This window comes from Microcella sp. (assembly GCF_046293215.1).
Classification (GTDB): Bacteria; Actinomycetota; Actinomycetes; order Actinomycetales; family Microbacteriaceae; genus Microcella.
Genome location: NZ_JBKBPI010000001.1, coordinates 284,706 through 309,099, shown reverse-complemented (window position 1 = coordinate 309,099; position 24,394 = coordinate 284,706). Strand labels below are relative to the sequence as shown.

The 24,394-nt window shown below is 70.2% G+C and carries 24 protein-coding genes; all 24 read left to right on the top strand.

The features are described from left to right. The first annotated feature begins 40 nt into the window (after positions 1–40). A complete protein-coding gene (gene aroC / locus ACK4SC_RS01480) occupies positions 41–1,243 on the top strand; it encodes a chorismate synthase (protein ID WP_409614158.1) in 1,203 nt (400 codons plus the stop codon). A 4-nt stretch (positions 1,244–1,247) separates the two neighbouring features. After that, entirely contained in the window at positions 1,248–1,775 is a 528-nt protein-coding gene (locus ACK4SC_RS01475) for a shikimate kinase (protein WP_409614156.1), read from the top strand. Beyond that, positions 1,772–2,848, top strand: coding sequence for a 3-dehydroquinate synthase (gene aroB / locus ACK4SC_RS01470; protein ID WP_409614154.1), 1,077 nt, complete (start codon positions 1,772–1,774; stop codon positions 2,846–2,848). The genes ACK4SC_RS01475 and aroB overlap by 4 nt, the downstream gene beginning before the upstream one ends. Before the next feature lie 20 nt (positions 2,849–2,868). Next, the gene (locus ACK4SC_RS01465; protein WP_409614153.1) at positions 2,869–3,312 is read left to right on the top strand and encodes a type II 3-dehydroquinate dehydratase; all 444 of its coding nucleotides are present in this window, start codon (positions 2,869–2,871) and stop codon (positions 3,310–3,312) included. A 78-nt stretch (positions 3,313–3,390) separates the two neighbouring features. Continuing rightward, on the top strand, positions 3,391–3,954 hold the full coding sequence (gene efp, locus ACK4SC_RS01460; RefSeq protein WP_130280582.1) for an elongation factor P: 564 nt from the start codon (positions 3,391–3,393) through the stop codon (positions 3,952–3,954). Position 3,955: 1 nt separating this feature from the next. Beyond that, positions 3,956–4,366, top strand: coding sequence for a transcription antitermination factor NusB (gene nusB / locus ACK4SC_RS01455; RefSeq protein WP_409614151.1), 411 nt, complete (start codon positions 3,956–3,958; stop codon positions 4,364–4,366). Between the two features lie 119 nt (positions 4,367–4,485). Further along, complete coding sequence (locus tag ACK4SC_RS01450; RefSeq protein WP_409614149.1) at positions 4,486–5,316, top strand: ABC transporter ATP-binding protein; 831 nt, start codon at positions 4,486–4,488, stop codon at positions 5,314–5,316. A 47-nt stretch (positions 5,317–5,363) separates the two neighbouring features. Next, positions 5,364–6,401, top strand: a complete 1,038-nt coding sequence (locus ACK4SC_RS01445) for an aliphatic sulfonate ABC transporter substrate-binding protein (protein WP_409614147.1) — start codon at positions 5,364–5,366, stop codon at positions 6,399–6,401. Positions 6,402–6,418: 17 nt separating this feature from the next. Next, a complete protein-coding gene (locus tag ACK4SC_RS01440) occupies positions 6,419–7,315 on the top strand; it encodes an ABC transporter permease (protein WP_409614145.1) in 897 nt (298 codons plus the stop codon). Between the two features lie 158 nt (positions 7,316–7,473). Continuing rightward, positions 7,474–7,890 (top strand): YybH family protein, encoded by a 417-nt coding sequence (locus ACK4SC_RS01435; protein ID WP_409614144.1) that lies wholly within the window; start codon positions 7,474–7,476, stop codon positions 7,888–7,890. A 34-nt stretch (positions 7,891–7,924) separates the two neighbouring features. Then, a complete protein-coding gene (locus ACK4SC_RS01430; RefSeq protein ID WP_409614142.1) occupies positions 7,925–9,343 on the top strand; it encodes a purine-cytosine permease family protein in 1,419 nt (472 codons plus the stop codon). 9 nt (positions 9,344–9,352) lie between these two features. After that, positions 9,353–10,024, top strand: coding sequence for a cyclase family protein (locus ACK4SC_RS01425; RefSeq protein ID WP_409614140.1), 672 nt, complete (start codon positions 9,353–9,355; stop codon positions 10,022–10,024). A gap of 61 nt (positions 10,025–10,085) precedes the next feature. Next, positions 10,086–10,616 carry a bifunctional pyr operon transcriptional regulator/uracil phosphoribosyltransferase PyrR gene (gene pyrR, locus ACK4SC_RS01420; protein ID WP_409614139.1) on the top strand — a complete coding sequence of 177 codons (531 nt, stop codon included), beginning with the start codon at positions 10,086–10,088 and terminating at the stop codon, positions 10,614–10,616. Further along, complete coding sequence (locus tag ACK4SC_RS01415; protein WP_409614137.1) at positions 10,613–11,566, top strand: aspartate carbamoyltransferase catalytic subunit; 954 nt, start codon at positions 10,613–10,615, stop codon at positions 11,564–11,566. Before pyrR ends, ACK4SC_RS01415 begins: the two co-directional genes overlap by 4 nt. Continuing rightward, on the top strand, positions 11,563–12,891 hold the full coding sequence (locus ACK4SC_RS01410; protein ID WP_409614136.1) for a dihydroorotase: 1,329 nt from the start codon (positions 11,563–11,565) through the stop codon (positions 12,889–12,891). The genes ACK4SC_RS01415 and ACK4SC_RS01410 overlap by 4 nt, the downstream gene beginning before the upstream one ends. A 1-nt stretch (position 12,892) precedes the next feature. Further along, entirely contained in the window at positions 12,893–13,417 is a 525-nt protein-coding gene (locus ACK4SC_RS01405) for a hypothetical protein (protein WP_409614134.1), read from the top strand. Beyond that, positions 13,407–14,570 (top strand): glutamine-hydrolyzing carbamoyl-phosphate synthase small subunit, encoded by a 1,164-nt coding sequence (gene carA, locus ACK4SC_RS01400; protein WP_409614132.1) that lies wholly within the window; start codon positions 13,407–13,409, stop codon positions 14,568–14,570. Before ACK4SC_RS01405 ends, carA begins: the two co-directional genes overlap by 11 nt. Next, on the top strand, positions 14,570–17,854 hold the full coding sequence (carB, locus tag ACK4SC_RS01395; protein ID WP_409614130.1) for a carbamoyl-phosphate synthase large subunit: 3,285 nt from the start codon (positions 14,570–14,572) through the stop codon (positions 17,852–17,854). Before carA ends, carB begins: the two co-directional genes overlap by 1 nt. Then, on the top strand, positions 17,851–18,684 hold the full coding sequence (pyrF, locus tag ACK4SC_RS01390; protein ID WP_409614128.1) for an orotidine-5'-phosphate decarboxylase: 834 nt from the start codon (positions 17,851–17,853) through the stop codon (positions 18,682–18,684). Before carB ends, pyrF begins: the two co-directional genes overlap by 4 nt. Next, on the top strand, positions 18,681–19,610 hold the full coding sequence (gene gmk / locus ACK4SC_RS01385) for a guanylate kinase (RefSeq protein ID WP_409614126.1): 930 nt from the start codon (positions 18,681–18,683) through the stop codon (positions 19,608–19,610). Before pyrF ends, gmk begins: the two co-directional genes overlap by 4 nt. A gap of 1 nt (position 19,611) precedes the next feature. Then, positions 19,612–19,869, top strand: a complete 258-nt coding sequence (gene rpoZ / locus ACK4SC_RS01380; protein ID WP_409614124.1) for a DNA-directed RNA polymerase subunit omega — start codon at positions 19,612–19,614, stop codon at positions 19,867–19,869. A 6-nt stretch (positions 19,870–19,875) separates the two neighbouring features. Then, positions 19,876–21,075 carry a bifunctional phosphopantothenoylcysteine decarboxylase/phosphopantothenate--cysteine ligase CoaBC gene (coaBC, locus tag ACK4SC_RS01375; RefSeq protein ID WP_409614121.1) on the top strand — a complete coding sequence of 400 codons (1,200 nt, stop codon included), beginning with the start codon at positions 19,876–19,878 and terminating at the stop codon, positions 21,073–21,075. A gap of 41 nt (positions 21,076–21,116) precedes the next feature. Beyond that, positions 21,117–22,310, top strand: coding sequence for a methionine adenosyltransferase (metK, locus tag ACK4SC_RS01370; protein ID WP_409614119.1), 1,194 nt, complete (start codon positions 21,117–21,119; stop codon positions 22,308–22,310). 24 nt (positions 22,311–22,334) lie between these two features. After that, positions 22,335–24,365: a primosomal protein N' gene (locus tag ACK4SC_RS01365; protein ID WP_409614118.1), complete on the top strand. Its 2,031-nt coding sequence runs from the start codon at positions 22,335–22,337 to the stop codon at positions 24,363–24,365. The last annotated feature ends 29 nt before the right edge of the window (positions 24,366–24,394 follow it).

The following is a 24,394-nucleotide window of genomic DNA, read 5'->3' as shown; positions in this document are numbered from 1 at the left end:
CCGTGCATCCGGGCCCGGTGAGCCGTGGGAGGATGGAGTAATGCTGCGCTGGTTGACCGCTGGAGAATCGCACGGGCCCGAACTCGTGGCCATTCTGGAAGGCCTCCCCGCCGGGGTGCCCGTCACGCGTGAGGCCATTCAGGCCGATTTGGCTCGCCGCAAGCTGGGCTATGGGCGCGGCGCGCGCATGAAGTTCGAGGCCGACCAGCTCGACATCTCCGGCGGTATCCGCCACGGCGTCACGATGGGCAGCCCCGTCGCGCTGCGCATCGGCAACACCGAGTGGCCCAAGTGGACCACCGTGATGAGCCCCGATCCCGTCGACCCCGCAGAGCTGACCGGCGGCCGGGCTGCGCCGCTGACCCGCCCCCGCCCCGGCCACGCCGACCTCGTCGGCATGCAGAAGTACGGCTTTGACGAGTCGCGTCCCGTGCTGGAGCGCGCGAGCGCCCGCGAGACGGCCGCGCGCGTCGCCCTGGGCGCCGTCGCCCGCGCGTTCCTCGGCGAGCTCGGCATCCGTCTGGTCAGCCACACGCTGTCGATCGGCCCCGTGCGGGTGCCCGACGACGCGCCCCTGCCACGCCCCGGCGACGTTGATCGTCTCGACGCCGACCCCTTGCGCTGCCTGCACCCCGAGACGTCGGCGGCGATGGTCGCCGAGGTCGACGCCGCGCACAAAGACGGCGACACCCTCGGCGGGGTGGTCGAGGTGCTCGCCTACGGCGTGCCGCCCGGACTCGGCTCGTACACCCACTGGGACCGTCGCCTTGACGCCAAGCTCGCGCACGCCCTCATGGGCATCCAGGCCATCAAGGGGGTCGAGGTCGGCGACGGCTTCGAAACCACCCGGCGCCGCGGCTCGGCCGCGCACGACGAGCTCGTGCCCGGCGACGGTGTCGTCGAGCGCCTCACCGACCGGGCAGGAGGCACCGAGGGCGGCATGTCGACCGGCACGGTCCTGCGGGTGCGCGCCGGCATGAAGCCGATCGCGACCGTGCCGCACGCCCTGCGCACCATCGACACCGCAACCGGTGACGCGGCGCCCGCCCACCACCAGCGTTCCGACGTCTGCGCGGTGCCCGCCGCCGGTGTCGTCGCCGAGGCGATGGTGGCCCTCGTCGTCGCCGACGCCGTCCTCGACAAGTTCGGTGGCGACTCGATCGCCGAGACGCGACGCAACCTTGAGGCGTATCGCGCGGCCATTCCCGCCACCCTGGCGACCGCCGTCATCACCGGTGACTGACGCCGTGCATCCCGCCGTTGTGCTGATCGGACCACCGGCGGCCGGTAAGACGCGCATCGGCAAGCGCGTCGCCCGCGCGCTCGAGACCTCGTTTCTCGATACCGACCGCCTGATCGTCGATCAGCACGGGCCGATTCCCGAGATCTTCGAGCACGAGGGCGAACCCGTCTTCCGCGCCTACGAGAAAGACGCGGTCGCGCAGGCACTCGCGGTCGATGGTGCCGTCGTCGCCCTCGGCGGCGGAGCGGTCATGACGCCCGAAACGGTGCAGCGCCTGGCCGGTCTTCCCGTCGCGCTGCTGACGATCACCGAGGAGGCCGCTGAGGCGCGCCTGACCCGCTCGGGTTCGTCGCGGCCGCTCGTGGCCGGCGGCGTCGCCCAGTGGGCGGCGCTCGTCGAACGCCGCATGCCCACGTATCGGATGCTCGCCAGGGCAACCTGGGACAGCTCCCGGCGTCCCGCTGACACGATCGCCACCGAGATTGCCGACTGGGTGCGCGCTGGCGCCCCCGAGAGGAAGGATGCGTCATGAGCGACGCCACGATCATCCCCGTTGCCTCCGGCGGGGGCTACGACGTCCACGTCGGCCGCGGTCTCGTCGACTCGCTCGGCTCCGTGTTGCCGCCGAACGCCGCCAAGGTGCTCGTGATCCACGCGCCGGCCATGGCGCCGACCGCCGAGCGGCTGCGTGAGCAGCTTGCGGGCCGCACTGAGGTGCTGCTTGCCGAGGTGCCAGACGCAGAGGGCGCCAAGCGGGTGGAGGTCGCCGCCTTCTGCTGGCAGATCCTCGGTCAAACCGACTTCACGCGCACCGACGCGATTGTCGGACTCGGCGGGGGAGCGACGACCGACCTCGCGGGCTTCGTCGCGGCCACGTGGCTGCGCGGAGTGCCGTGGGTCGCCGTTCCCACCACGGTGCTCGGAGCCGTCGACGCCGCGGTGGGTGGCAAGACCGGCATCAACACCGCGGAGGGGAAGAACCTGGTTGGCGCCTTCTGGGCGCCGCGCGCGGTCGTCGCCGATCTCGATATCGTCGCAACCCTGCCGAAGAACGACATCCTCGCCGGGTTTGCCGAGATCGTGAAGGCCGGCTTCATCGCCGACGAGCGCATTCTCGAGCTGATCGAGGCAGACGTCGAGACGGCCACCGACCCGCACTCTGCGGTGTTTCGCGAGCTCATCGAGCGCGCCATTCGGGTGAAGGCTGAGGTCGTCAGCGACGACTTCACCGAACAGGGCCGTCGCGAGATTCTGAACTACGGCCACACCCTCGGACACGCCATCGAGCACGCCGAGCGCTACCGGTGGCGACACGGTTCGGCAGTCGCCATCGGCATGATCTTCGCCGCTGAGCTGTCGCGGCTGGCCACGGGGCTACCCGACGCGGTCGTCGACCGGCACCGCGCGATCCTCGAGTCGCTGACCCTCCCGACGACGTATCCGATCGGACGCTGGAAGACGTTGCTGGCGACCATGCAGCGCGACAAGAAGGCGCGCGCCGGCATGCTGCGGTTCATCGTGCTCGATGACGTCGGCCGCCCCCGGGTTCTGAACGGTACCGACGAGTCGCTGCTGTTCAGCGCGTACCAAGAGGTCGGCTCCTGAGTCGCCAGTAGGGTGGGGCCATGGCAGACACCGACCGCGTGCTGGTGCTGAATGGCCCGAACCTCGATCGGCTCGGCACCCGTCAGCCCGAGATCTACGGCACGATGAGCCTCGACGACATCGAACGGATGCTCGCCGAGCACCATCCGGACGTCGCGCTCGACGTGCGCCAGACGAACGACGAAGCCACGCTGATCGGCTGGCTTCACGAAGCCGTCGACGAGCGCGTGCCGGTCATTCTCAACCCCGCAGCCTTCACCCACTACTCCTACGCGCTGCGCGATGCAGCCACGCTGGTCACGGAGGCGGGGCTGACGCTCATCGAGGTGCACCTCTCGAACCCGCACGCTCGGGAAAGCTTTCGCCACACCAGCGTCATCAGCGGCGTCGCCACCGGTGTGATCGCCGGCTTTGGCCAGCACTCGTACCTGCTCGCCCTCGACCAGGTGCGGCGTCGGGCGTAGCGTCGACTAGACTTCCCCGGCGGTGCCTGGAGCACCGCACATGACTTCTTGCACCCCACGAACGGATACGAACACGCCATGGCGACCACGAACGACATCAAGAACGGCAGCGTCCTCTCGCTCGACGGCCAGCTCTGGAGCGTTATCGAGTTCCAGCACGTGAAGCCGGGCAAGGGTGGCGCGTTCGTGCGCACCAAGCTGAAGAACGTCACGAGCGGCAAGGTCGTCGACAAGACGTTCAACGCGGGCACGAAGATCGACTTCGCCGTGGTCGACCGACGCGACTACCAGTACCTGTACCAGGACGGCGACGGCTTCGTGTTCATGGACCTCACCGACTACGACCAGATCACCGTGCCGTCGGAGACGGTTGGCGACGCGAAGAACTTCATGCTCGAGAACCAGAACGTGACGATCGCCATGCACGAGGGCGTCGCGCTCTACCTCGACCTGCCCGCGTCGGTCGTGCTCGAGGTGACCTACACCGAGCCGGGCCTGCAGGGCGACCGGTCGACGGGCGGCACGAAGCCCGCCACGCTCGAGACGGGCTACGAGATTCAGGTTCCGCTCTTCCTCGAGGCGAACACGAAGGTCAAGGTCGACACCCGCACGGGCGACTACCTCGGCCGCGTCAACGACTAACGTGAGCGCCCGCTCGAAGGCGCGCAAGCGCGCCCTTGACATGCTCTACATCGCCGATGTGCGTCAGGTGTCGCTGCGCGACGTCCTGCGCGAGGAGGCCGAGCGTGCCGCTGCCCAGCCGCAGCGGTCATCCAGCTGGCCGTATGCCGAAGAGATCGTTCGCGGCGTCATCGACAACGCCGACGCGGTCGACCGGCTCATCGAGCTGCACGCCACCGGCTGGAGCCTCGCCCGGATGCCCGCGGTCGACCGAGCGATCTTGCGGGTCGCCGTGTGGGAGCTCGTGCACAACCCCGACATTCCGACGCCCGTGGCGATCAGCGAAGCTGTCGAGTTCGCGACCCTGCTGTCGACCGACGACTCGGCGGCATTCGTGAACGGAGTGCTCGGCGCCATCGCCGACCGCCCCTAGCGCCCTACTTCGCGCCCTGTGCGGCGTTCTGCGACACCGTGTGACGCAATGTTTCACACGGTGTCGCACTGTGTCGGGGCCGTTTGAAGGGGCGCGGTGCCCGCCCGTACCGTGACGGCATGAGCTTCAGCGCCCCCTCCACTCTGGCGACCTCCCCGGCACTGCCGGTGCGGCTCGCGGGCGTCGGGCGCACCTTCTCGGGCGCCGACGGCAGCCCCGACCGCACGGTGCTGCGCGACGTCGACCTCGACATCGCCGCCGGCGAGATCGTGGCCCTCATTGGAGCCTCGGGCTGCGGCAAGTCGACACTGCTGCGACAGATCAGCGGCCTCGATGTGCCCACGGCAGGAACGGTCACGATCGACGACCGTGCTGTCGTTCCCGCCGATCAGCGCTGCGCGGTCGCCTTCCAGGAGCCTCGCCTGCTGCCGTGGCGAACGCTCACCCGCAACGTCGAGCTCGGAATTCCCCGCACCCTGAACCGCGAGGACGGCCGGCGTCGGGTCGCCGAGCTGCTCGAGCTCGTGCAACTGAGCGATTCCGCCCACCTGCGGCCCCGCCAGATCTCCGGTGGCATGGCGCAGCGCGTCTCGCTGGCGCGCGCGTTTGCGCGCGGCCCGGGTGTCCTGCTGCTGGACGAGCCGTTCGGCGCCCTCGACGCTCTCACCCGCCTGACGATGCAGGACCTGCTCGTCGATATCCACGCCGTCGAGCCCGCGACCATCGTTCTCGTCACCCACGACGTCGACGAGGCGCTCGCTCTCGCTGACCGCGTGGTGCTGCTGGGACGCGACCCGGACGGCGCACCCGGCGCGAGCATCCGGCGCATCGTCGAGGTGCCCGGCAGCCGTCCGCGCGACCGCGCCGATGCCGAGCTCGGCGAGCTGCGGGCCGAGCTACTCGATGCTCTTGGCGTCGACAGCCACCACCACGCCCGCCCGGCCTCATAGACCGCACCACCCACCCCACCCTCGCATCACCACCAGAAAGGCACACCATGAATCGCCGTCCCCTCTTCCCGCTCGCCGCCGTCGCCGCTGCCGCGACGATGGTCATGGCGGGCTGCGTCGCCGGCGAAGGCAGTGCCGTTGCTCCGGAACCGACGAACGACACGAGCGCCGCGGGGGAGTGGTCAGCTGACCGCCTGTCGCTCGACTTCGCGACCTACAACCCGCTGAGCCTCATCATTCGTGACCAGGGCTGGCTCGAGGACACGCTCGGTGACGATGTCGAGGTCGTCTGGACCCAGTCGCTCGGCTCGAACAAAGCGAACGAGGGCCTGCGTGCCGGCGAACTCGACCTGGGCTCGACCGCCGGATCGGCCGCGCTCCTGGCTCGCGCCAACGGATCGCCCATCCAGACCGTGTCGATCTACACCCAGCCGGAGTGGTCAGCCCTGGTCGTGGGAGCCGACTCCGACATCGACGACGTCTCCGAGCTGCGCGGCAAGACCGTCGCCGCAACGATCGGAACCGACCCCTACTTCTTCCTGCTGCAGGCGCTCGAGCAGGCCGGTGTCGAGGCCTCGGAGGTGTCGATCCAAAACCTTCAGCACGCTGACGGAGCCGCCGCCCTGCAGAACGGCACGGTCGACGCGTGGGCGGGTCTCGACCCCATGATGGCCTCCGCCGAGCAGACGGGCGCGCGCATCGTCTACCGCGACATTGACCTGCTGAGCTACGGCTTCCTGAACGCGACGGAGGACTTCATCGAGCGCAGCCCCGATCTGCTGCAGCTCGTCGTTGACGCCTACGAGCGCGCACGGCAGTGGGCCATCGACAACCCCGAGGAAACCGCCGCGATCTTGGCGGAGGTCGGAGCGATCGACATCGAGATCGCTCAGGCCGTCCTCGAGCGCACCGTGATCGACCTTGACCCGGTGCCCGGAGACGTGCAGCGCGCGGTGCTCGAGCGCGTCGGACCGATTCAGGTCGACAACGGCGACATCCCCTCGCAGGATGCCGTGGATGCTGCGCTCGCCGAACTCCTGCTTCCCGACTTCGCCCGGAACGCCGACCCCGCTCGGTTCGAGTAAACCGGAGGACGCCAGTTATGGCTCTTGATCAGCGCACCCGCGCGACCGCACAGCGGCGACCCGAGGATTCGGGCCGCCGCTTTGCGGCGCCCACCGTCGCAGGATCCGATGTCGGCTCGTCCGGCATCGACCGCCGGCCCGCGAGCCCTGCGGGTCAGCGTCGTCGCCGGATTGGCTACATTGCGCTCGGCGCGGTCCTGCCGATCGCGATCCTCGTCCTGTGGCAACTCGCCTCCACGCTGGGATGGGTGCCCGCCCATCGCCTCCCGACCCCGGAGTCGGTCGTGCTCGCCGCGGTCGATCTCGGCGAGCGCGGGCTGCTCGGACTGTATGTCGCGATCTCGACGCAGCGTGTGCTCATCGGTTTTGCGCTCGGCGCGGTCGTCGGGCTCGTCCTCGGCGCGATCGTCGGGCTGTCGAAGCTCGCCGACGGGGCACTTGCGCCCACGGTCGGCGCGCTGCGTGCCGTGCCGTCGCTCGCGTGGGCGCCGTTGCTTCTGCTGTATCTCGGCTTCGGTGAAGACTCCAAGGTCGCGCTGATTGCCATCGGCGCCGCCTTCCCGGTCTACACAACGGTGGCGGGGGCTCTTCGTCACGTCGACCGACACCTGGTCGAGCTTGGCCGCGCCTACGGTTACCGCGGCGTCTCGCTTCTGACGACCGTCCAGTTGCCGGCGATTGTGCCCTCCGTCGTTTCCGGGCTCCGCCTGGCTCTCGCCCAGTCCTGGCTCTTCCTCGTGGCAGCGGAGCTCGTCGGGTCGAGCATGGGGCTTGGTTTCTTGCTGCTCGAGTCGCAGAGCAACGGGCGCATCGACCGGCTCTTCCTCGCGATCGTGCTGCTCGCGGTGCTCGGCAAGACCACCGACGCTCTCGTGGGCGTCGGGGAACGTCAGCTGCTCAAGCGCTGGGGGTAGTGCGAGCCCGCGCGACGTGACGCGCCCCGTGTCGCCATCCGGCGGTGCGGGGCGCGTTGTGCTTGACAGGACGCACCGTGAGAGCGACCATGGCGTATGTTGTCCAACAGACAACGATTGGTGCACTAGAGGCATCCATTTGCGCAGGGAGGACACCGATGTCGAGCACAACCGCTGCCGCGCCGCTCACGACCGACGAGGTCACGGCCGCCGCCGCCCGCATCGTTGACGCCTTCGCCCGTACCGACACCGACGCCTACTTCTCGGAGTTCCATCCGACCGCGACCTTCGTCTTCCACCCCGAAGCCTCGCGCCTCGACGATCGCGCGGCATACGAGGCGCTCTGGGCCAGCTGGCTCGCCGACGGTTGGCGCGTCGTGTCGTGCGCGAGCAGCGAGGCGCTCGTTCAGCTGCTCGGCGATACGGCAATCTTCACCCACACCGTCGTCACGACGGCGGGTGTGCCCGGAGACGACGCCACGACGCGCGAGCGCGAGACCATCGTCTTCCAGCGCCAAGCCGACGGCGGGGTGCTCGCCGTGCACGAACACCTCTCGACCGCTCCCACGACCTGATCACCGCCCTACCCACTCGACAAAGGAGTCACCGATGTCCACCACGACCGCTCGCCCGTCCGCGTGGCGACGCCTTTCTGACCGCCTTGAGGCCAATGCCGACGGTTCGGGCCCGCTGCGCGGAAGCCTGACCTGGCGTCGAATCGCCATGATCTGGCTCGCATCGAACTTCGTGGTCACGACGATGCTGACGGGCACCATTTTTGTTCCCGGCGTCGGGTATGGCGAGGCGCTCCTGCTGATCCTCGTCGGCTCGATCATCGGTGGTGCCGTCCTCGTGACGGTCGGCGCCATCGGAACGCGCACCGGTTTGGCGACAATGTCGCTCACGCGCGGCGCGTTCGGAACGCGCGGTTCGCTGCTGCCCGTCGCGGCAAACCTGCTGATTCTGCTCGGCTGGAGCTGGGTGCAGGCGATGCTCGCCGGCATTACCGTCGACTTCGTCGTCGCCGAGTTCACCGGCTACTCGAACCCCGCCCTGTTCGCCGTCATCTGCCAGCTGATTGTGGTCGGTCTCGCGATCTTCGGCCATGAGGGCATCAGCCGCGTCGAGCCGTGGCTCGCGGTCGTCATGATCGGCATCATCGGCTACGTGCTGACGGTCGCCTTCACGACGTTCCCGCCGAGCGCCTACTTCGCGATTCCCGCCGACGCCTCGATCGGTCTGACGAACCTGACGGTGCTCGACATTGTGATCGCGACGGCCATCTCCTGGACGGTGCTCTCGGCAGACTTCAACCGTCTGGGCCGCAGCACCCGCCCGACCGTTGTGGGCTCCGGCGTCGGCTACGTGGTCTCGACGTTCCTGTCGATGACGCTCGGCGCCACCGCCATTGCCTACGTCGTGCTCGCCGGAGGCGAGGTCGTCGAGTTCGATCCCGGCGTCATCGTCGGCGAGTTCGGTGTCGCTCTGGCCGCCGTCATCTTCGTCTCGGTGATGGCCACCAACACCCTCGTCGTGTACGGCATGACCACCTCGGCGATCAACGCGCTGCCGCGCCTGAAGCTCCGCTTCCTGCCTACCGCGCTCGTCATCGGCGCGATCACGGTGATCGGCTCCACGTTCCTCGGGCTGCTCGGGCTGTTCATCGACTTCCTGTTCGTCATCGGCGCGATCTTCATCCCCGTGTTCGCCATCATGATCGTCGACTACTACATCGTGAACCGTCGCGTGTACACGGCCGACATCCTCGAGCACCGTGGCGGCCGGTACTGGTTCACCGGCGGCGTCAACATTCCGATGATCGTCGTGTGGGTACTCGGGTTCGGCTTCTCGCTGCTCTTGACCTACCAGTTCCCGAGCCCGATCGGCGCCACGATCCCGGCGTTCGTGTTCACGGTCGTCGTGGCGATCGCGGCGGCAGCGCTCACCGGTCGCCTGAAGCGTGACGGCTCCGAGCCGGAGCACCAGCACCTGGCCGACGCCGCGCCCGAGAAGGCCGTGGAGGCGTAGCCTGCGCTCATGCTGATTGACCTGAGCCACCGGATCGCCGGGGGGATGACCGTCTTCCCCGGCGACCCGGAGGTCTCGGTCGCTGACGCCGCCACCCTCGAGAACGACGGCTTCCGCGTCAGCGCCCTGCACCTCGGGACGCACACCGGCACGCACCTGGATGCTCCCGCCCATTCCATCGCGGACGGCGCGACCCTCGAGGCGGTCGCCCTCGATGATCTCGTCGCCCCGCTGGTCGTCATCGACGCGACCGGTCGCGCCGCGCGCGAGCGGATCGGCGTCGACGTGCTCGACGGTGCGCCGACCATCCGCCCCGGCGACATCGTGGCCGTGCGCACCGGCTGGGACGCGCGCTTCGACGACGAGTCGTACCTCGAGCATCCCGTCGTCGATGTCGCTCTGGCGGCCGCGCTCTGGGAACGGGGGGTGCGCGTGCTCGGCGTCGACACGCTCAACCCGGACCCGTCGTGGCCGGGGGAGGACGGGGCGTGGGCGCTTCCCGTGCACGAGCTGTGGCTGGGCGCGGCGGGCGTGATCGTCGAAAACCTCGCCGCACTCGACCGTGTGCCGCCGCGCGGAGCCGAGGCGATCATCCTGCCCCTGCGTCTCGACGGGCTCGATGGTGCCCCCGTGCGGGCGGTCGCACGCGTGCCGAACGAGGGCGCCGCCGGCGACCGGTAGAGTGGTCGGCGACCCAGACATCCTTTAAGCACCGTCCTGTGAGGCGGGGAAGGAGGTCGAGATGTCCGCACGCCCCGTGCTGCAGACAGCCGACATCGCGCGCGCTCTGCGCCGTATCGCCCACGAAATCCTCGAGGCACGGCGCGGCGACGGCCGCCTCGTGTTTCTCGGTATCCCGACCCGCGGTGCCGCCCTTGCCGAGCGCCTGCACCGCATCGTCGACGAGATCGAACCCGGTGTTGCCGAGGTGGGAACCCTCGATGTGACAATGCACCGCGACGATCTGGGCCGCAGCGCGACGCGCGCACCGGCGCCCACGCGCATCCCGGCGGGCGGAATCGACGACGCCGTCGTCGTGCTGGTCGACGACGTGCTGTTCTCTGGCCGCACCGTGCGGGCCGCCCTCGACGCGCTTGCCGATCACGGTCGTCCGCGCGCCGTTCGGCTGGCCGTGCTCGTCGACCGAGGGCACCGTGAACTGCCGATCCGCGCCGACTTCGTCGGCAAAAACCTGCCATCGGCGACGAGTGAACGCGTGTTCGTGCGCCTCACCGAGGTCGACGGCGTCGACGAGGTGGCGATCAGCTCATGAGACACCTGCTCAGCACACAGAATCTCGGTCGCGACGATGCCGTGCGCATCCTCGACGTCGCCGAAGAGATGGCGGCGACCGCCGACCGCGAGGTCAAGAAGCTTCCCGCGCTGCGCGGCAAGACGATCGTCAACCTGTTCTTCGAAGATTCGACCCGTACCCGACTGTCGTTCGAGTCGGCCGCCAAACGCCTGAGCGCCGACGTCATCACCTTCAGCGCGAAGGGCTCGAGCGTGTCGAAGGGCGAGAGCCTCAAGGACACCGCGCAGACTCTCGTCGCGATGGGTGCCGACGCGATCGTCGTGCGCCATCACGCATCCGGCGCCGCGCACCGGCTGGCGCACGCCGGCTGGATCGACGCCGCCATCATTAACGCGGGCGACGGCACGCACGAGCACCCCACGCAGGCGCTTCTCGACGCGTTCACCTTGCGCCGTCGGCTGCACGGCGAGGATGCGCGGGGGAGGGCTCTCGACGGAGCCCGCGTCGTCATCGTGGGCGACATCCTGCACTCGCGCGTCGCTCGCTCGAACGTCTGGCTGCTTGCCACGCTGGGCGCCGAGGTGCACCTCGTGGCTCCTCGCACGCTGCAGCCGGCGGGAATCCAGTCCTGGCCCGCGACGGTGCACGAGCTGCTCGATGATGCGCTCGCTACCGATCCTGACGCCGTCATGATGCTCCGCATCCAGCGCGAGCGCATGCACGACGCGTACTTCCCGACCGAGCGCGAGTACGCCCGCATCTGGGGTCTCACCGCTGAGCGCTTCGCCGCGCTGTCCGCCGATACGATAGTGATGCACCCCGGCCCGATGAATCGTGGGCTCGAGATCGCGTCCGTCGCCGCCGACTCGACCCGATCGACGGTGCGTGAACAGGTAACGAACGGGGTGTCGATCCGCATGGCAGTGCTCTACCTTCTCGTGGCCGGAACCGACGGAGGGCGAGCATGAGCGGCATCCTGATTCGCGGCGCGGCGATCCTGGGCGGAGACCGCGCCGACATCCGCATCGCCGACGGCCGATTCGTCGCCGTCGGCACGGCAGTCGCCAGCGCCGATGACCTGGTGATCGACGCGGAGGGTCTCGTGGCCCTGCCCGGCCTCGTCGACCTGCACACGCATCTTCGCGAGCCCGGTGGGGAGGCCTCGGAGACCGTGCTCACCGGCACGCAGGCCGCGGCGGCCGGCGGCTTTACCGCCGTGTTCGCGATGGCCAACACGACCCCGGTTGCCGATACCGCCGGCGTTGTCGAGCAGGTCGAGGCGCTCGGCCGCCAGCACGGATACGCAACGGTGCGGCCCATCGGCGCGGTCACCGTGGGGCTCGCCGGGCAGCAGCTCGCCGAACTCGGAGCCATGGCGTCCTCGCGCGCGCAGGTGCGCGTGTTCAGCGACGACGGCCACTGCGTTGCCGACCCGCTGATCATGCGCCGCGCACTCGAGTACGTTGCGGCGTTCGACGGGGTCGTCGCCCAGCACGCCCAGGAGCCGCGCCTGACGGAGGGCGCGCAAATGAACGAGGGCCCGCTGTCGGGCGAACTGGGGCTCACGGGCTGGCCTGCGGCAGCGGAAGAATCGATCATCGCCCGCGACGTGCTGCTCGCCGAGCACACCCAGTCGCGGTTGCACGTGTGCCACGTCTCGACCGCGGGCAGCGTCGACGTGGTGCGCTGGGCGAAGGCCCGGGGCATCCAGGTCACGGCCGAGGTGACCCCGCACCACCTGCTGCTCACGGACGAGACGGCGCGCGACTACGACGCGCGCTTCAAGGTCAACCCGCCACTGCGTCGCGCCGACGATGTCGCCGCACTGCGCGCGGCCGTGGCCGACGGCACGATCGACATCGTCGCGACGGATCACGCGCCGCACCCCGACGAGAGCAAAGAGTGCGCCTGGTCGGAGGCGGCGTTCGGAATGGTGGGGCTCGAGTCTGCCCTCTCGGTCGTGCAGCACGCGCTCGTCGACACGGGGATGCTCGACTGGGCCGCGGTCGCTCGCGTGCTGTCCACGACCCCGGCGCGCATCGGTCGCCTTTCCGGCTATGCCGCGCCACTCGCCGTGGGTGAACCCGCGCACGTCACGCTCGTCGATCCCGCCGCATCGCGCACCTGGTCGCCGAGTGAGCTGCGCGGCCGCAGCCGCAACACGCCGTACACCGGCATCACGCTGCCCGGACGGGTCGTGGCGACCGTGCACGGCGGGGTGCCCACCGTTCTCGACGGCGCGCTCGTCGACGCCACGACCGTGGCCGCAGCGGCCGCGGGGAAGGACCGCTGACATGGAACGCCTTCTTCCCGGCGCCATCACGATCGGCCTCATGCTGGTGCTGCTCGCGCTCGCCTGGTGGGGTTGGAGTGGCCGCCGTCGCCGGCAGGGTTCCTTCGCCGCGCCCCATCGCGCGCCGGAGTCGCTGAGTGCACCCCTCTTCCTCACCGAGGCCATCGCACACGCGACCACGCTCGCCGGTCAGCCGCTCGAGCGGGTCAGCGCCCACGGTCTCGGCTACCGCTCGCGCATCCAGGTTGGCGTTCACGACGAGGGGGTGGTGCTCGCCTTCCCCGGCGCCGACCCGATCCTCGTTGTGCCGGCCGACCTCGTCGGCATTGGCCTCGGAACCTGGACCATCGACAAGGCGGTCGAGCCCGACGGGCTCACCGTGCTCTCGTGGCGCCTCGGCGACACGGAGGTCGACACCTGGCTGCGCCTGCCGGCGCGTGACGACCGTGCGCTGATCGACGCGGTCCGCACGCGCATCCCTGACTCTGCGACCACCCCCGATGAAAGGCCCACCGATGACGCATGACCCCGCGGTGCTCGTCCTCGAAGACGGCACGCGCTACACCGGACGCGCCTACGGCGCGCGCGGCACGACCATCGGTGAGGCGGTGTTCGCCACCGGCATGAGCGGCTACCAAGAGACGCTCACCGACCCCAGCTACGCCGGTCAGATCGTGGTGCAGACCGCCCCGCACATCGGCAACACCGGCATGAACCCAGAAGACCCCGAGAGCCGCCGCATCTGGGTCGCCGGCTACGTCGTGCGTGACCCATCGCGCATCGTGTCGAACTACCGCGCCACGCGCAGCCTCGATGATGACCTCATCGCCGACGGCATCGTGGGGATCAGCGGCATCGACACCCGCGCGCTCACCCGCCGTATTCGCGAGGTGGGGGCCATGCGCGCCGGCATCTTCTCCGGCGACGACGCGGCGCTGGATGCTGACGAGCAACTCGCGCGCGTCACCGCCGCCCCCGAAATGTCTGGCCAGAACCTGTCGGCTCAGGTCAGTGTCGAGGTCGGCGAGGTCGTGCCGGCCGAGGGCGACCTCATCGGAAAGCTCGCCATCATCGACCTCGGCATCAAGGCGGCGACTGTGCGAGCTCTGGCCGAGCGCGGCTTCGAGGTGCACGTGTTGCCGCAGTCGACCACGATCGACGAACTGCGCGCCCTCGACCCGGTCGCGGTCTTCTACTCGAACGGCCCGGGAGACCCCGCCGCGAGCGACAACCACGTCGAACTGCTGCGCGCGGTGCTCGCCGACAAGACGCCCTTCTTCGGCATCTGCTTCGGCAACCAGCTGCTCGGCCGGGCGCTGGGTTTTGGCACATACAAACTGCCGTACGGGCACCGGGGCATCAACCAGCCCGTGCTCGACAAAGAGACGGGCCGCATCGAGATCACCGCGCACAACCACGGCTTCGCCGTCGACGCGCCGCTTGAGGGCGTCGTCGACAGTCCCGCAGGCTTCGGCCGCGTCGAAGTCAGCCACATCGGGCTGAACGACCAGGTTGTCGAGGGCCTTCGCGCGCTCGACGTCCCCGCCTTCAGCGTGCAGTACCACCCGGAGGCGGCCGCCGGCCCGCACGACTCCACCTACCTGTTTGACCGCTTCCGCGACATGGTCCTTGCGACCCGCGGGCGCGCATCCGCCACCGATTCGGAGAGCCCTGCCTGATGCCCAAGCGCGACGACATCAATTCCGTCCTCGTCATCGGGTCGGGCCCGATCGTGATCGGGCAGGCCGCCGAGTTCGACTACTCGGGTACCCAGGCCTGCCGCGTGCTGCGCAGCGAGGGCATTCGCGTGATCCTCGTCAACTCGAACCCGGCGACGATCATGACCGACCCCGACTTCGCCGACGCCACATACGTCGAGCCGATCACGCCCGAGATCATCGAGGCGATCATCGCCAAAGAGAAGCCCGACGCGGTGCTGCCGACCCTCGGCGGTCAGACGGCCCTCAATGCGGCGATCAAGCTGCACGAGCGCGGCATTCTCGAGAAGTACGGCGTCGAGCTCATCGGTGCGTCCTTTGAGGCGATCCACAAGGCGGAAGACCGACAGCTGTTCAAGCAGCTCGTGCTCGACGCTGGCGCCGACGTGGCCCGCAGCGCCATCGTGCACACGGTCGAGGAGGCCCTGGCGGCCGCCGACGACCTCGGCTACCCGATGGTCATCCGCCCGTCGTTCACGATGGGCGGGCTCGGCTCGGGCTTCGCCTACGACGAGGCCGAGCTTAAGCGCATGGTCGGCGACGGGCTGCACGCATCGCCCACCACCGAGGTGCTGCTCGAAGAGTCGATCCTCGGCTGGAAGGAGTACGAGCTCGAGCTCATGCGCGACCGCGCCGACAACACGGTCGTCGTCTGTTCGATCGAGAACGTCGACCCGGTCGGCGTGCACACCGGCGACTCGATCACGGTGGCGCCGGCGCTGACCCTCACCGACCGCGAGTATCAGAAGCTACGCGACATCGGCCTGCAGATCATTCGCGACGTCGGCGTCGACACGGGCGGCTGTAACGTGCAGTTCGCCGTGGACCCCGCCACGGGTCGCGTCATCGTCATCGAGATGAACCCGCGCGTCTCGCGGTCGAGCGCGCTGGCGTCGAAGGCGACCGGCTTCCCGATCGCGAAGATCGCCGCGAAGCTCGCCATCGGCTACCGCCTCGACGAGATTCCGAACGACATCACAGGAGTCACGCCGGCAAGCTTCGAGCCCACGCTCGACTACATCGTCGTGAAGGTGCCGCGCTTCGCCTTCGAGAAGTTCCCGGGTGCTGACGACACGCTGACGACGACCATGAAGTCGGTCGGCGAGGCGATGGCGATTGGCCGCAACTACTCGACCGCCCTGCAGAAGGCGCTGCGCAGCCTCGAGAAGCGCGGATCCTCTTTCCACTGGGACGGCGAGCCCGGCGACAAGGATGCCCTGCTCGCCGCCTCGAAGAAGCCCACCGACGGGCGCATCGTCACGCTGCAGCAGGCCCTGCGGGCGGGCGCGACGATCGAGGAGGCGTTCGAGGCCACCGGGATCGATCCGTGGTTCCTCGACCAGATCGTGCTCATCAACGAGGTGGCCGACCGAGTCGCCGCCGCCGACGAGCTCGACGCCGACACGCTGCGGGAGGCGAAGGAGCACGGGTTCTCGGACGCCCAGATCGCAAGCCTGCGCGGAATTCCCGAGGTGCAGGTGCGTCAGCTGCGCCGCGACCGGGGCCTTCGGCCCGTGTTCAAGACCGTCGACACGTGCGCCGGCGAGTTCCCGGCACTTACGCCGTACCACTACTCGAGCTACGACCTCGAGACGGAGGTGGCGCCGAGCGAGGCCACGAAGGTCGTCATCCTCGGCTCCGGCCCCAACCGCATCGGTCAGGGCATCGAGTTCGACTACTCGTGCGTGCACGCCAGCTTCGCCCTGCGCGACGCCGGCTACGAGACGATCATGATCAACTGCAACCCCGAGACGGTGTCGACCGACTACGACACCTCCGACCGCCTGTACTTCGAACCGCTCACCCTCGAAGACGTGCTCGAGGTCATCGAGGCCGAGCAGGCCTCCGGCCAGGTGCTCGGCGTCATCGTGCAGCTCGGTGGCCAGACCGCGCTGGGCCTCGCGCAGGGGCTCGCGGCGGCCGGGGTGCCGATTCTCGGGACGAGCCCGGATGCGATCGACCTGGCCGAAGAGCGCGGAGCCTTCGCGAGCATCCTGGACGCCGCGAACCTGATCGCTCCCCGCAACGGCACCGCGATCGATGCCGACTCGGCCGTGCGCGTCGCCGAGTCGATCGGCTACCCGGTGCTCGTGCGCCCGAGCTTCGTGCTCGGCGGCCGCGGCATGGAGATCGTCTACGACTCCGAGAGCCTCGTCGACTACTTCGACCGCGTGCGCGACCAGGCCATCATCGGCCCCGGCATGCCGCTGCTCGTCGACCGCTTCCTGGACGATGCCGTCGAGATCGACGTCGACGCGCTGTTCGACGGCGAGCGCCTGTACGTCGGCGGCGTCATGGAGCACATCGAGGAGGCCGGCGTGCACTCCGGTGACTCGGCCTGCACCCTGCCGCCCGTCACGCTGGGTCGCGAGGTGATCGACCGGGTCCGCCAGGCGACCGAGGCGATCGCCCGAGGCATCGGGGTGCGCGGCCTCATCAACGTGCAGTTCGCCATCGGCGCTGGCGTGCTCTACGTGCTCGAGGCGAACCCGCGCGCCTCGCGGACCGTGCCGTTCGTCTCGAAGGCGCTGGGCATCCCGCTGGCCAAGGCGGCCTCGCTCGTCATGGCCGGCCGCTCGATCGATGAGCTCATCGCGTCGGGGCTCCTGCCCGAGGGCGACGGAGGCTCGGTGCCGCTGGATGCGCCCGTCGCCGTCAAGGAGGCGGTGCTGCCGTTCACCCGCTTCCGCACGCGCGAGGGCGCCGTCGTCGACAGCGTGCTCGGCCCCGAGATGCGCTCGACCGGTGAGGTGATGGGGATCGACCGTGACTTCCCCCGCGCATTCCGCAAGAGCCAAGACGCCGCCTACGGGGGCTTCCCCGAGTCGGGAGTCGTCTTCGCCTCGGTCGCTGACCGCGACAAGCGCAGCGTCGTGCTGCCGATTCTGCGCCTCAAGCAGCTCGGGTTCGAGATCTGGGCTACCGGGGGAACCGCCGAGGTGCTGTCGCGCTACGGCATCGACGCGCGCGTGGTGCGCAAGCACGGCGAGCGCGGGGACGGTTCCGAGCCCACGATCGTTGACCTGATCAACGACGGGCAGGTCGACGTCGTCGTGAACACCCCGAGCGGGCGCACGGCGCGCGCCGACGGGCTCGAGATTCGCACCGCGACGGTCGCGGCTGACAAGCCGCTGTTCACGACCATCGCGACCCTGGGCGCCGCGGTCGCGTCGCTCGAATCGAGCGACGAGCCCGTGTCGGTCACGAGCCTGCAAGAGTACGACGCGGCTCGGGCGCAGCGATGATGCCGTTTGGCGAGCGTCTGCGCGTGGCGGTTGAGACGCACGGGCGACTGTGTGTCGGCATCGACCCGCACGCGAGCCTGCTCGCCGAGTGGGGGCTCGGCGACGACCCGACGGGTCTCGAAGCGTTCGCCGACACGGTTATCCGCGCGGCCGCCGGGAGCGTGGCGGTTGTCAAGCCGCAGGTGGCGTTCTTCGAGCGGCATGGCTCGCGAGGCATCGCGGTGCTGGAACGGGTGATCCGCCGGGCGCGCGAGGCGGGCATCCTCGTCATCGCCGACGCGAAGCGCGGTGACATCGGCAGCACCCTCGCCGGCTACGCCGAGGCGTGGCTCGACTCCAGTTCACCGCTCGCGAGCGACGCACTCACCGTGTCGGCCTATCAGGGCGTCGGCTCGCTGGCACCCGCGGTCGAGCGCGCCGAGCGCCACGGAGCCGGCCTGTTTGTGCTGTCGGCCACCTCCAACCCCGAGAGCGCCCGCGTGCAGACCGCGCTCGGCGCCGACGGCCACACGGTCGCAGCGCTCATCGCCCACGATGTCGCGGCACTCGGCGCGCCCGCCGCAGGCCGCGGTGAGTGGTCATCGGTGGGTCTCGTCGTCGGCGCGACCGTGCCGCTTGCCGATGTCGGCCTCGACCCCGAGGCGCTTCCCGCTGTTCCGATTTTGGCGCCCGGATTCGGGCACCAGGGGGGTCGACTCTCGCAGCTGGATGCCCACTACGGCCCGCTCGCGGAGCGCACCCTGGCGAGCGTGTCGCGCAGCGTTCTGGCCGCTGGTCCCGACGGGCTCGAGGCGGCGATCGCGCAGCACCGGGCGGAGCTGGCTGCATGAACCGGCCACCCGAGGTTGACCGGGCCGCCGCTGGGCGCGCCGCCGTCGCCGCACGCCAGGCGCGAGCCGCGGTAAAGGCGGCCGTCGCCGCGGGGGAGCGGGACGCCCTGAGCGTCGCTGAGGCCGCGTGGCGTGACCCCTCGAGCGTGGAGGGCGGCCTGCGCGTGCGCGAACTGCTCGGTAGCCTCCGCGGCTTCGGGCCGGTGCGCGTCGCCGCGGTGCTCGACGAGTTGGGAATCGCCCCGGTCAAGAAGCTGGGCGGCCTCGGCGTGCGGCAGCGCCAGGCGTTCGGGGATTGGCTGCGCAGCCGTGCAACGGCGAGCGAGCGCGGACGGCTCGTGGTGCTCGCCGGCCCCACGGCGGTCGGAAAGGGCACGGTCTCGGGATTCATCCGAGACCACCACCCCGACGTGCTGCTGAGCGTGTCCGCCACCACGCGGGCTCCCCGCCCGGGGGAGCGTGACGGCGTGCACTACTACTTCGTCTCCGACGCCGAGTTTGACCGCATGGTGGAGGCCGACGAGTTTCTCGAGTGGGCCACGGTGCACAACCTCTCGCGCTACGGCACCCCGCGCCCTCCCGTCGAGGCAACGCTCGCCTCGGGGCGCAGCGTGCTGCTCGAGATCGACCTGCAGGGCGCCAGGCAGGTCAAGCGAGCGATGCCCGAGGCCGTGCTCGTCTTTCTGCTCCCCCCCAGTTGGGACGAGTTGGTGCGCCGCCTCATCGGTCGGGGCACCGAAACACCCGCTGAGCAGGCCAGGCGCCTCGAGACCGCGAAGGTCGAATTGGCGGCCCAGGATGAGTTCGACGTGCACGTCGTCAACGACGATGTCGAGCGCGCGGCCCAGGAGGTCGTAGACTTGCTCACTGCTGTGCGCCCCGCGCACGCCCCCGAACCTCACGACATCGATCGAAACCGGAGCTGACATGGCTGACAAGACCCAGGGCATCATCGACCCGCCCATCGACGAACTGCTGTCGAAGGTCGACTCGAAGTACCAGCTCGTGATCTTCGCCGCCAAGCGCGCCCGCCAGATCAACGACTACTACTCCGACCTGCACGAAGGCTCGTTGTTCGACAACGTCGGCCCGCTGGTCGACTCGACCGTCGACGACAAGCCGCTGTCGGTCGCGCTGCACGAGATCAACGAGGACAAGCTGGTCCTCACCCGCACCGCCGACTAGTCGATCATGCCGGCCTCCGGCGCCCCGCTGACCGTCGTCGTCGGCATCACGGGGGGCATCGCCGCCTACAAGGCGGTGGGTGTCGCGCGTGGGTTCGTCGCCGCGGGGCACGACGTGCACGTGGTCGCTACCGACGGTGCCCTGCGATTTGTCGGGCGCCCGACCCTGGAGGCCATCAGTCGCAATCCGGTTCACACCGACCTCTACGAGGGCGTGGCGGAGGTGCGTCACGTCGCGCTCGGCCAGCGTGCCGACCTGATCGTCATCGCTCCCGCCACCGCGCACACGATCGCCTCGCTGGCGGCCGGGCTCGCCGGCGACCTGCTGGGCACGACCGTGCTCGCCTCGGAGGCACCGCTCGTCATCGCCCCGGCGATGCACACCGAGATGTGGATGAACGCGGCGACGCAGGCAAACATCGCCACGCTGCGCGAGCGCGGCGCCCTCATCGTGGGCCCGGCGACCGGTCGGCTGACCGGCGACGACTCCGGCCCCGGTCGGATGGCCGAACCGGAGGAGATCGTGCGCGCCGCCCTCGACGCCATGCGTCCGCACGATCTCGCCGGCCGGCGCGTGCTCGTCTCGGCGGGCGGCACCCGCGAACCCATCGACCCCGTGCGCTACCTCGGCAATCGCTCGAGCGGCCGCCAGGGCGTCGCGCTGGCCGAGGCCGCCCGCTCGCGCGGCGCGATCGTCACCCTCGTCGCCGCGCACCTGGAGGTCCCCGCACCGGCGGGCGTGACCGTGATCGAGGCGGGCACGGCGAAGCGGATGCTCGCGGTCATGCGCGAGCATCAGCCCACCGCCGACGTGGTCATCATGGCCGCCGCCGTGGCCGACTTCCGGCCCGTGGCGCAGAGCCCGGTGAAGATCAAGAAGGTCGAGGGGGCGCAGCCGCCCACCGTGACCCTCGAACGCACCGACGACATCCTCGCCACGCTGGCGCGCTCACGCCCCGAGGGGCAGCGCATCATCGGTTTCGCCGCCGAGACCGTGGACGACGAAGCCGAGCTGGTGCGACTGGCGGCCGACAAGGCGAGCCGCAAGGGCGCCGATCTGATCGTGGCCAACCGCGTCGGCCACGACCGCGGTTTCGGTCGGGCGACCAACGACGTCATGATCGTCACCGCGGCCGGTAGCGTGGTGGCGACGGCCACGGGCGACAAGCTGTCGGTGGCCCACCGTATTCTCGACGCGCTCGGCTGATCCGGCCGTCGTTTCGCACCGTTCCACTCGACGGGAGTCTCATGACCGCGCTGCGCCTGTTCACCTCGGAGTCCGTGACCGAGGGGCACCCCGACAAGATGTGCGACCAGATCAGCGACCGCATCCTCGACGCCCTCCTGACGGAAGACCGGGCGGCCCGCGTCGCCGTCGAGACGCTCGTGACGACCGGGCTCGTGCACGTCGCCGGCGAGGTCACCACCTCCGGGTACGTCGATATCCCGGGCATCGTGCGCAAGACCGTCACCGATATCGGATACACGGGCAGCGACGTGTGGTTCGATGGCCGCTCCTGCGGGGTGTCGATTTCCATCGGCGGCCAGTCGCCCGACATCGCCCAGGGCGTCGACAGTGCCTACGAGGCGCGCGAAGAGTCCAGCGCGGACGTCGAACACCAGCAGGGCGCCGGAGACCAGGGCCTCATGTTTGGCTACGCCACGCGGGAGACCCCGCAGCTCATGCCTCTGCCCATCTGGCTGGCCCACCGTCTGTCCGAGCGTCTTGCGCAGGTGCGCAAAGACGGCACGCTCGACTATCTCGGCCCCGACGGCAAGACGCAGGTCACCGCCGGCTACGACGGCAACACCCCTCGCACGATCGAGACGATCATCGTCAGCACCCAGCACCGCGAGGGCGTCGAAACGCCGCAGGTGCGCGCCGACGTCGAGCGTGAGGTCATTCGCCCCGTGCTTGCCGATGCCGGTTTCGGTGACGCGACCCCGCGCATCCTCATCAACCCGACCGGTCGCTTTGTGATCGGCGGCCCGCAGGGCGACGCCGGACTCACCGGGCGCAAGATCATCGTTGACACCTACGGCGGGGCATCCCGGCACGGGGGTGGCGCGTTCAGCGGCAAAGACCCCTCGAAGGTCGACCGCTCGGCGGCCTACGCCATGCGGTGGGTCGCCAAGAACGCCGTCGCCGCTGGCCTCGCCGACCGGCTCGAGGTGCAGGTGGCGTACGCCATCGGCGCGGCCGAACCCGTCGGGCTCTACGTCGAGACGTTCGGAACCGCGCACGTCGACGAGGCGGTCATCATCGGCGCGATTCGGGACACGTTCGACCTGCGCCCGGGCGCCATCGTGCGCGAACTTGACCTGCTGCGCCCCATCTACGGCGCGACCGCGGCCTACGGCCACTTCGGTCGAGAGCGGCCCGAGTTCACGTGGGAGCAGACGACGAAGGTCGACGAACTGCGTCGACGCGCGCGCCTGTAACACCACGATGAGCCGAGGCCAGCGGTGACCGCCGAACCCATCGGGCGGGTGCTGATCGATTCGCCGCTTCCGCAGCTCGACCGACTGCTCGAGTACCGCATCCCGGCGGCACTCGACCGCGAGGCCCAGCCGGGGGTGCGGGTGGTTGTTCCCCTGCGGGGTGGGCAGCGCCAGGCCAAGGGCTACCTCGTTGACCGGGTCGCCGAGGCGAGCTTCGAGGGCACGCTCAACGACCTCAGCGAGGTGATCTCGCCGGCCCGCGTGCTCACTCCCGAGGTTGCTCACCTCGCACGGCGCGCTGCCGACCGCGCTGCGGGCACCGCCAGCGACCTCGTACGCCTGGCCGTTCCCCCTCGTCAGGTGCGCATCGAAAAAGCGTGGCTCGCGGCGCTCGACGCGCACGGCCGTACCGGCCCGAACCTCGACCCCTCGGCGATCGCTCGGGCCTCCGCCGTGCCGGTGCACGGGGTTCCCGACGAGCTGGTCGCGCGCCTGCTCGACGCGAGCGAGCCCCCTGCCTCCCGCCGCATCGCCGTCACGGCGGCCGCGCGCCTCACCGCCGTGCCCGAGGCCACCGAGACACCCCAGCCGCTGTGGCTTCCGGTCGGGCTGGCCGACCTCGTGGCGCTGGCCGCCCGCACCCTCGCCACCGGTCGCTCCGCCATCATCGCCGTGCCCGACTATCGTGACCTCGACCTCGTGGCCGACGCTGCCGCGCGCGTGCTGCCGCCTGACGCGATTGCCAGGGTCGACGCGGGGCGCGGCAACGGTGAGCGCTACCGCGGTTTTCTGCGGGCGCTCGAAAAGCGCCCCACGCTCGTCATCGGCACGCGCACCGCGGTCACCGCACCGGCCCATCGCCTCGGGATGCTCGCCCTCTGGGACGACGGCGACCCCCTGCACGCCGAGCAGCACGCGCCCGGCGTGCACGCTCGCGACCTGGCATTGCTTCGCCACGACGACAGCGGCTGCAGCCTCGTGCTCGCCGCGCATTCGCGTTCGGCCGATGTTCACCGCCTCGTCGACATCGGCTACCTCGCGGCCGTCGCACCGGCGCGGTCGGCGCGGCGCCGCATCCGGCCGACCGCGCAGTCGACGGGTGCCAATGATCCGGGGGCGCGGGCGCGCATCCCCTCGGCGGCGTGGCGCGCCGCGACGGACGCCCTCAGCGACGGCGCCGTGCTGCTGCAGGTCGCCCGCCCCGGCTTCGACCCGCGGCTCGTCTGCACCGACTGCGGCACCCCCGTGCGCTGCCGGGCGTGCTCTGGGCCGGTCGGGGTGCGTCGCGCTGGCGCGGCCCCCTCGTGCCACTGGTGCGGTGCGGTGGCGTCCGCCGCACCGTGCGCCGAGTGCGGCGGCACGCGGCGGCGTCCCACGCTGCCCGGGTCGCAACGCACAGCCGACGAACTGGGCCGCGCGTTCCCCGGGGCACGGGTCATCGTCTCCGACGGCGAGCACGCCCACCAGCGGATCGCGCCCGGTCGCACCATCGTCGTCGCTACGCGCGGGGCCGAGCCGATCGTTGACGGCGGCTACCGCGCGGTGCTGCTGCTCGACGGCGAGCGCATGCTGGCCCGCGACAGCCTGCGCGTGCTGGAAGACTGCCTGCGCTGGTGGCAGAACGCCGCGGCCCTCGCGGCAGACGACGCGCCCGTGCTGCTCGTCGGCGTCGACGGGCCGGTTGCCTCGGCGTTGGCGACCGGCACGACCGACGAGCTGATCGCCGCCGAACTCGCCGATCGCCGACGGCTACGGTTTCCGCCGGCCGTGCGCTCAGCGACCGTGACCGGCACCGCGGAGGAGGTGCGCAGGGCCCTCGCCCCGCTCACCGACATGACCGGCGTCGACGTGCTCGGCCCGGTCGACCGAGAGCCCGGATCGGTGCGGGCAATCGTGCGCTTCGATTACGCGCGAGGGGCGGATGTTGCCCGCGAGCTCCGCGCCGCCCTCGTGGCCGCCGCCACTGCCCGTGCGCAGCGCAGACGCTCGACCCTGCGGGCCCGGCTCGACGATCCCGCCGCCTTCGACCTCACCGCTGACGACACACCCGAGTAGACGGTGCGGCAGAATCGACGGGTGACCGC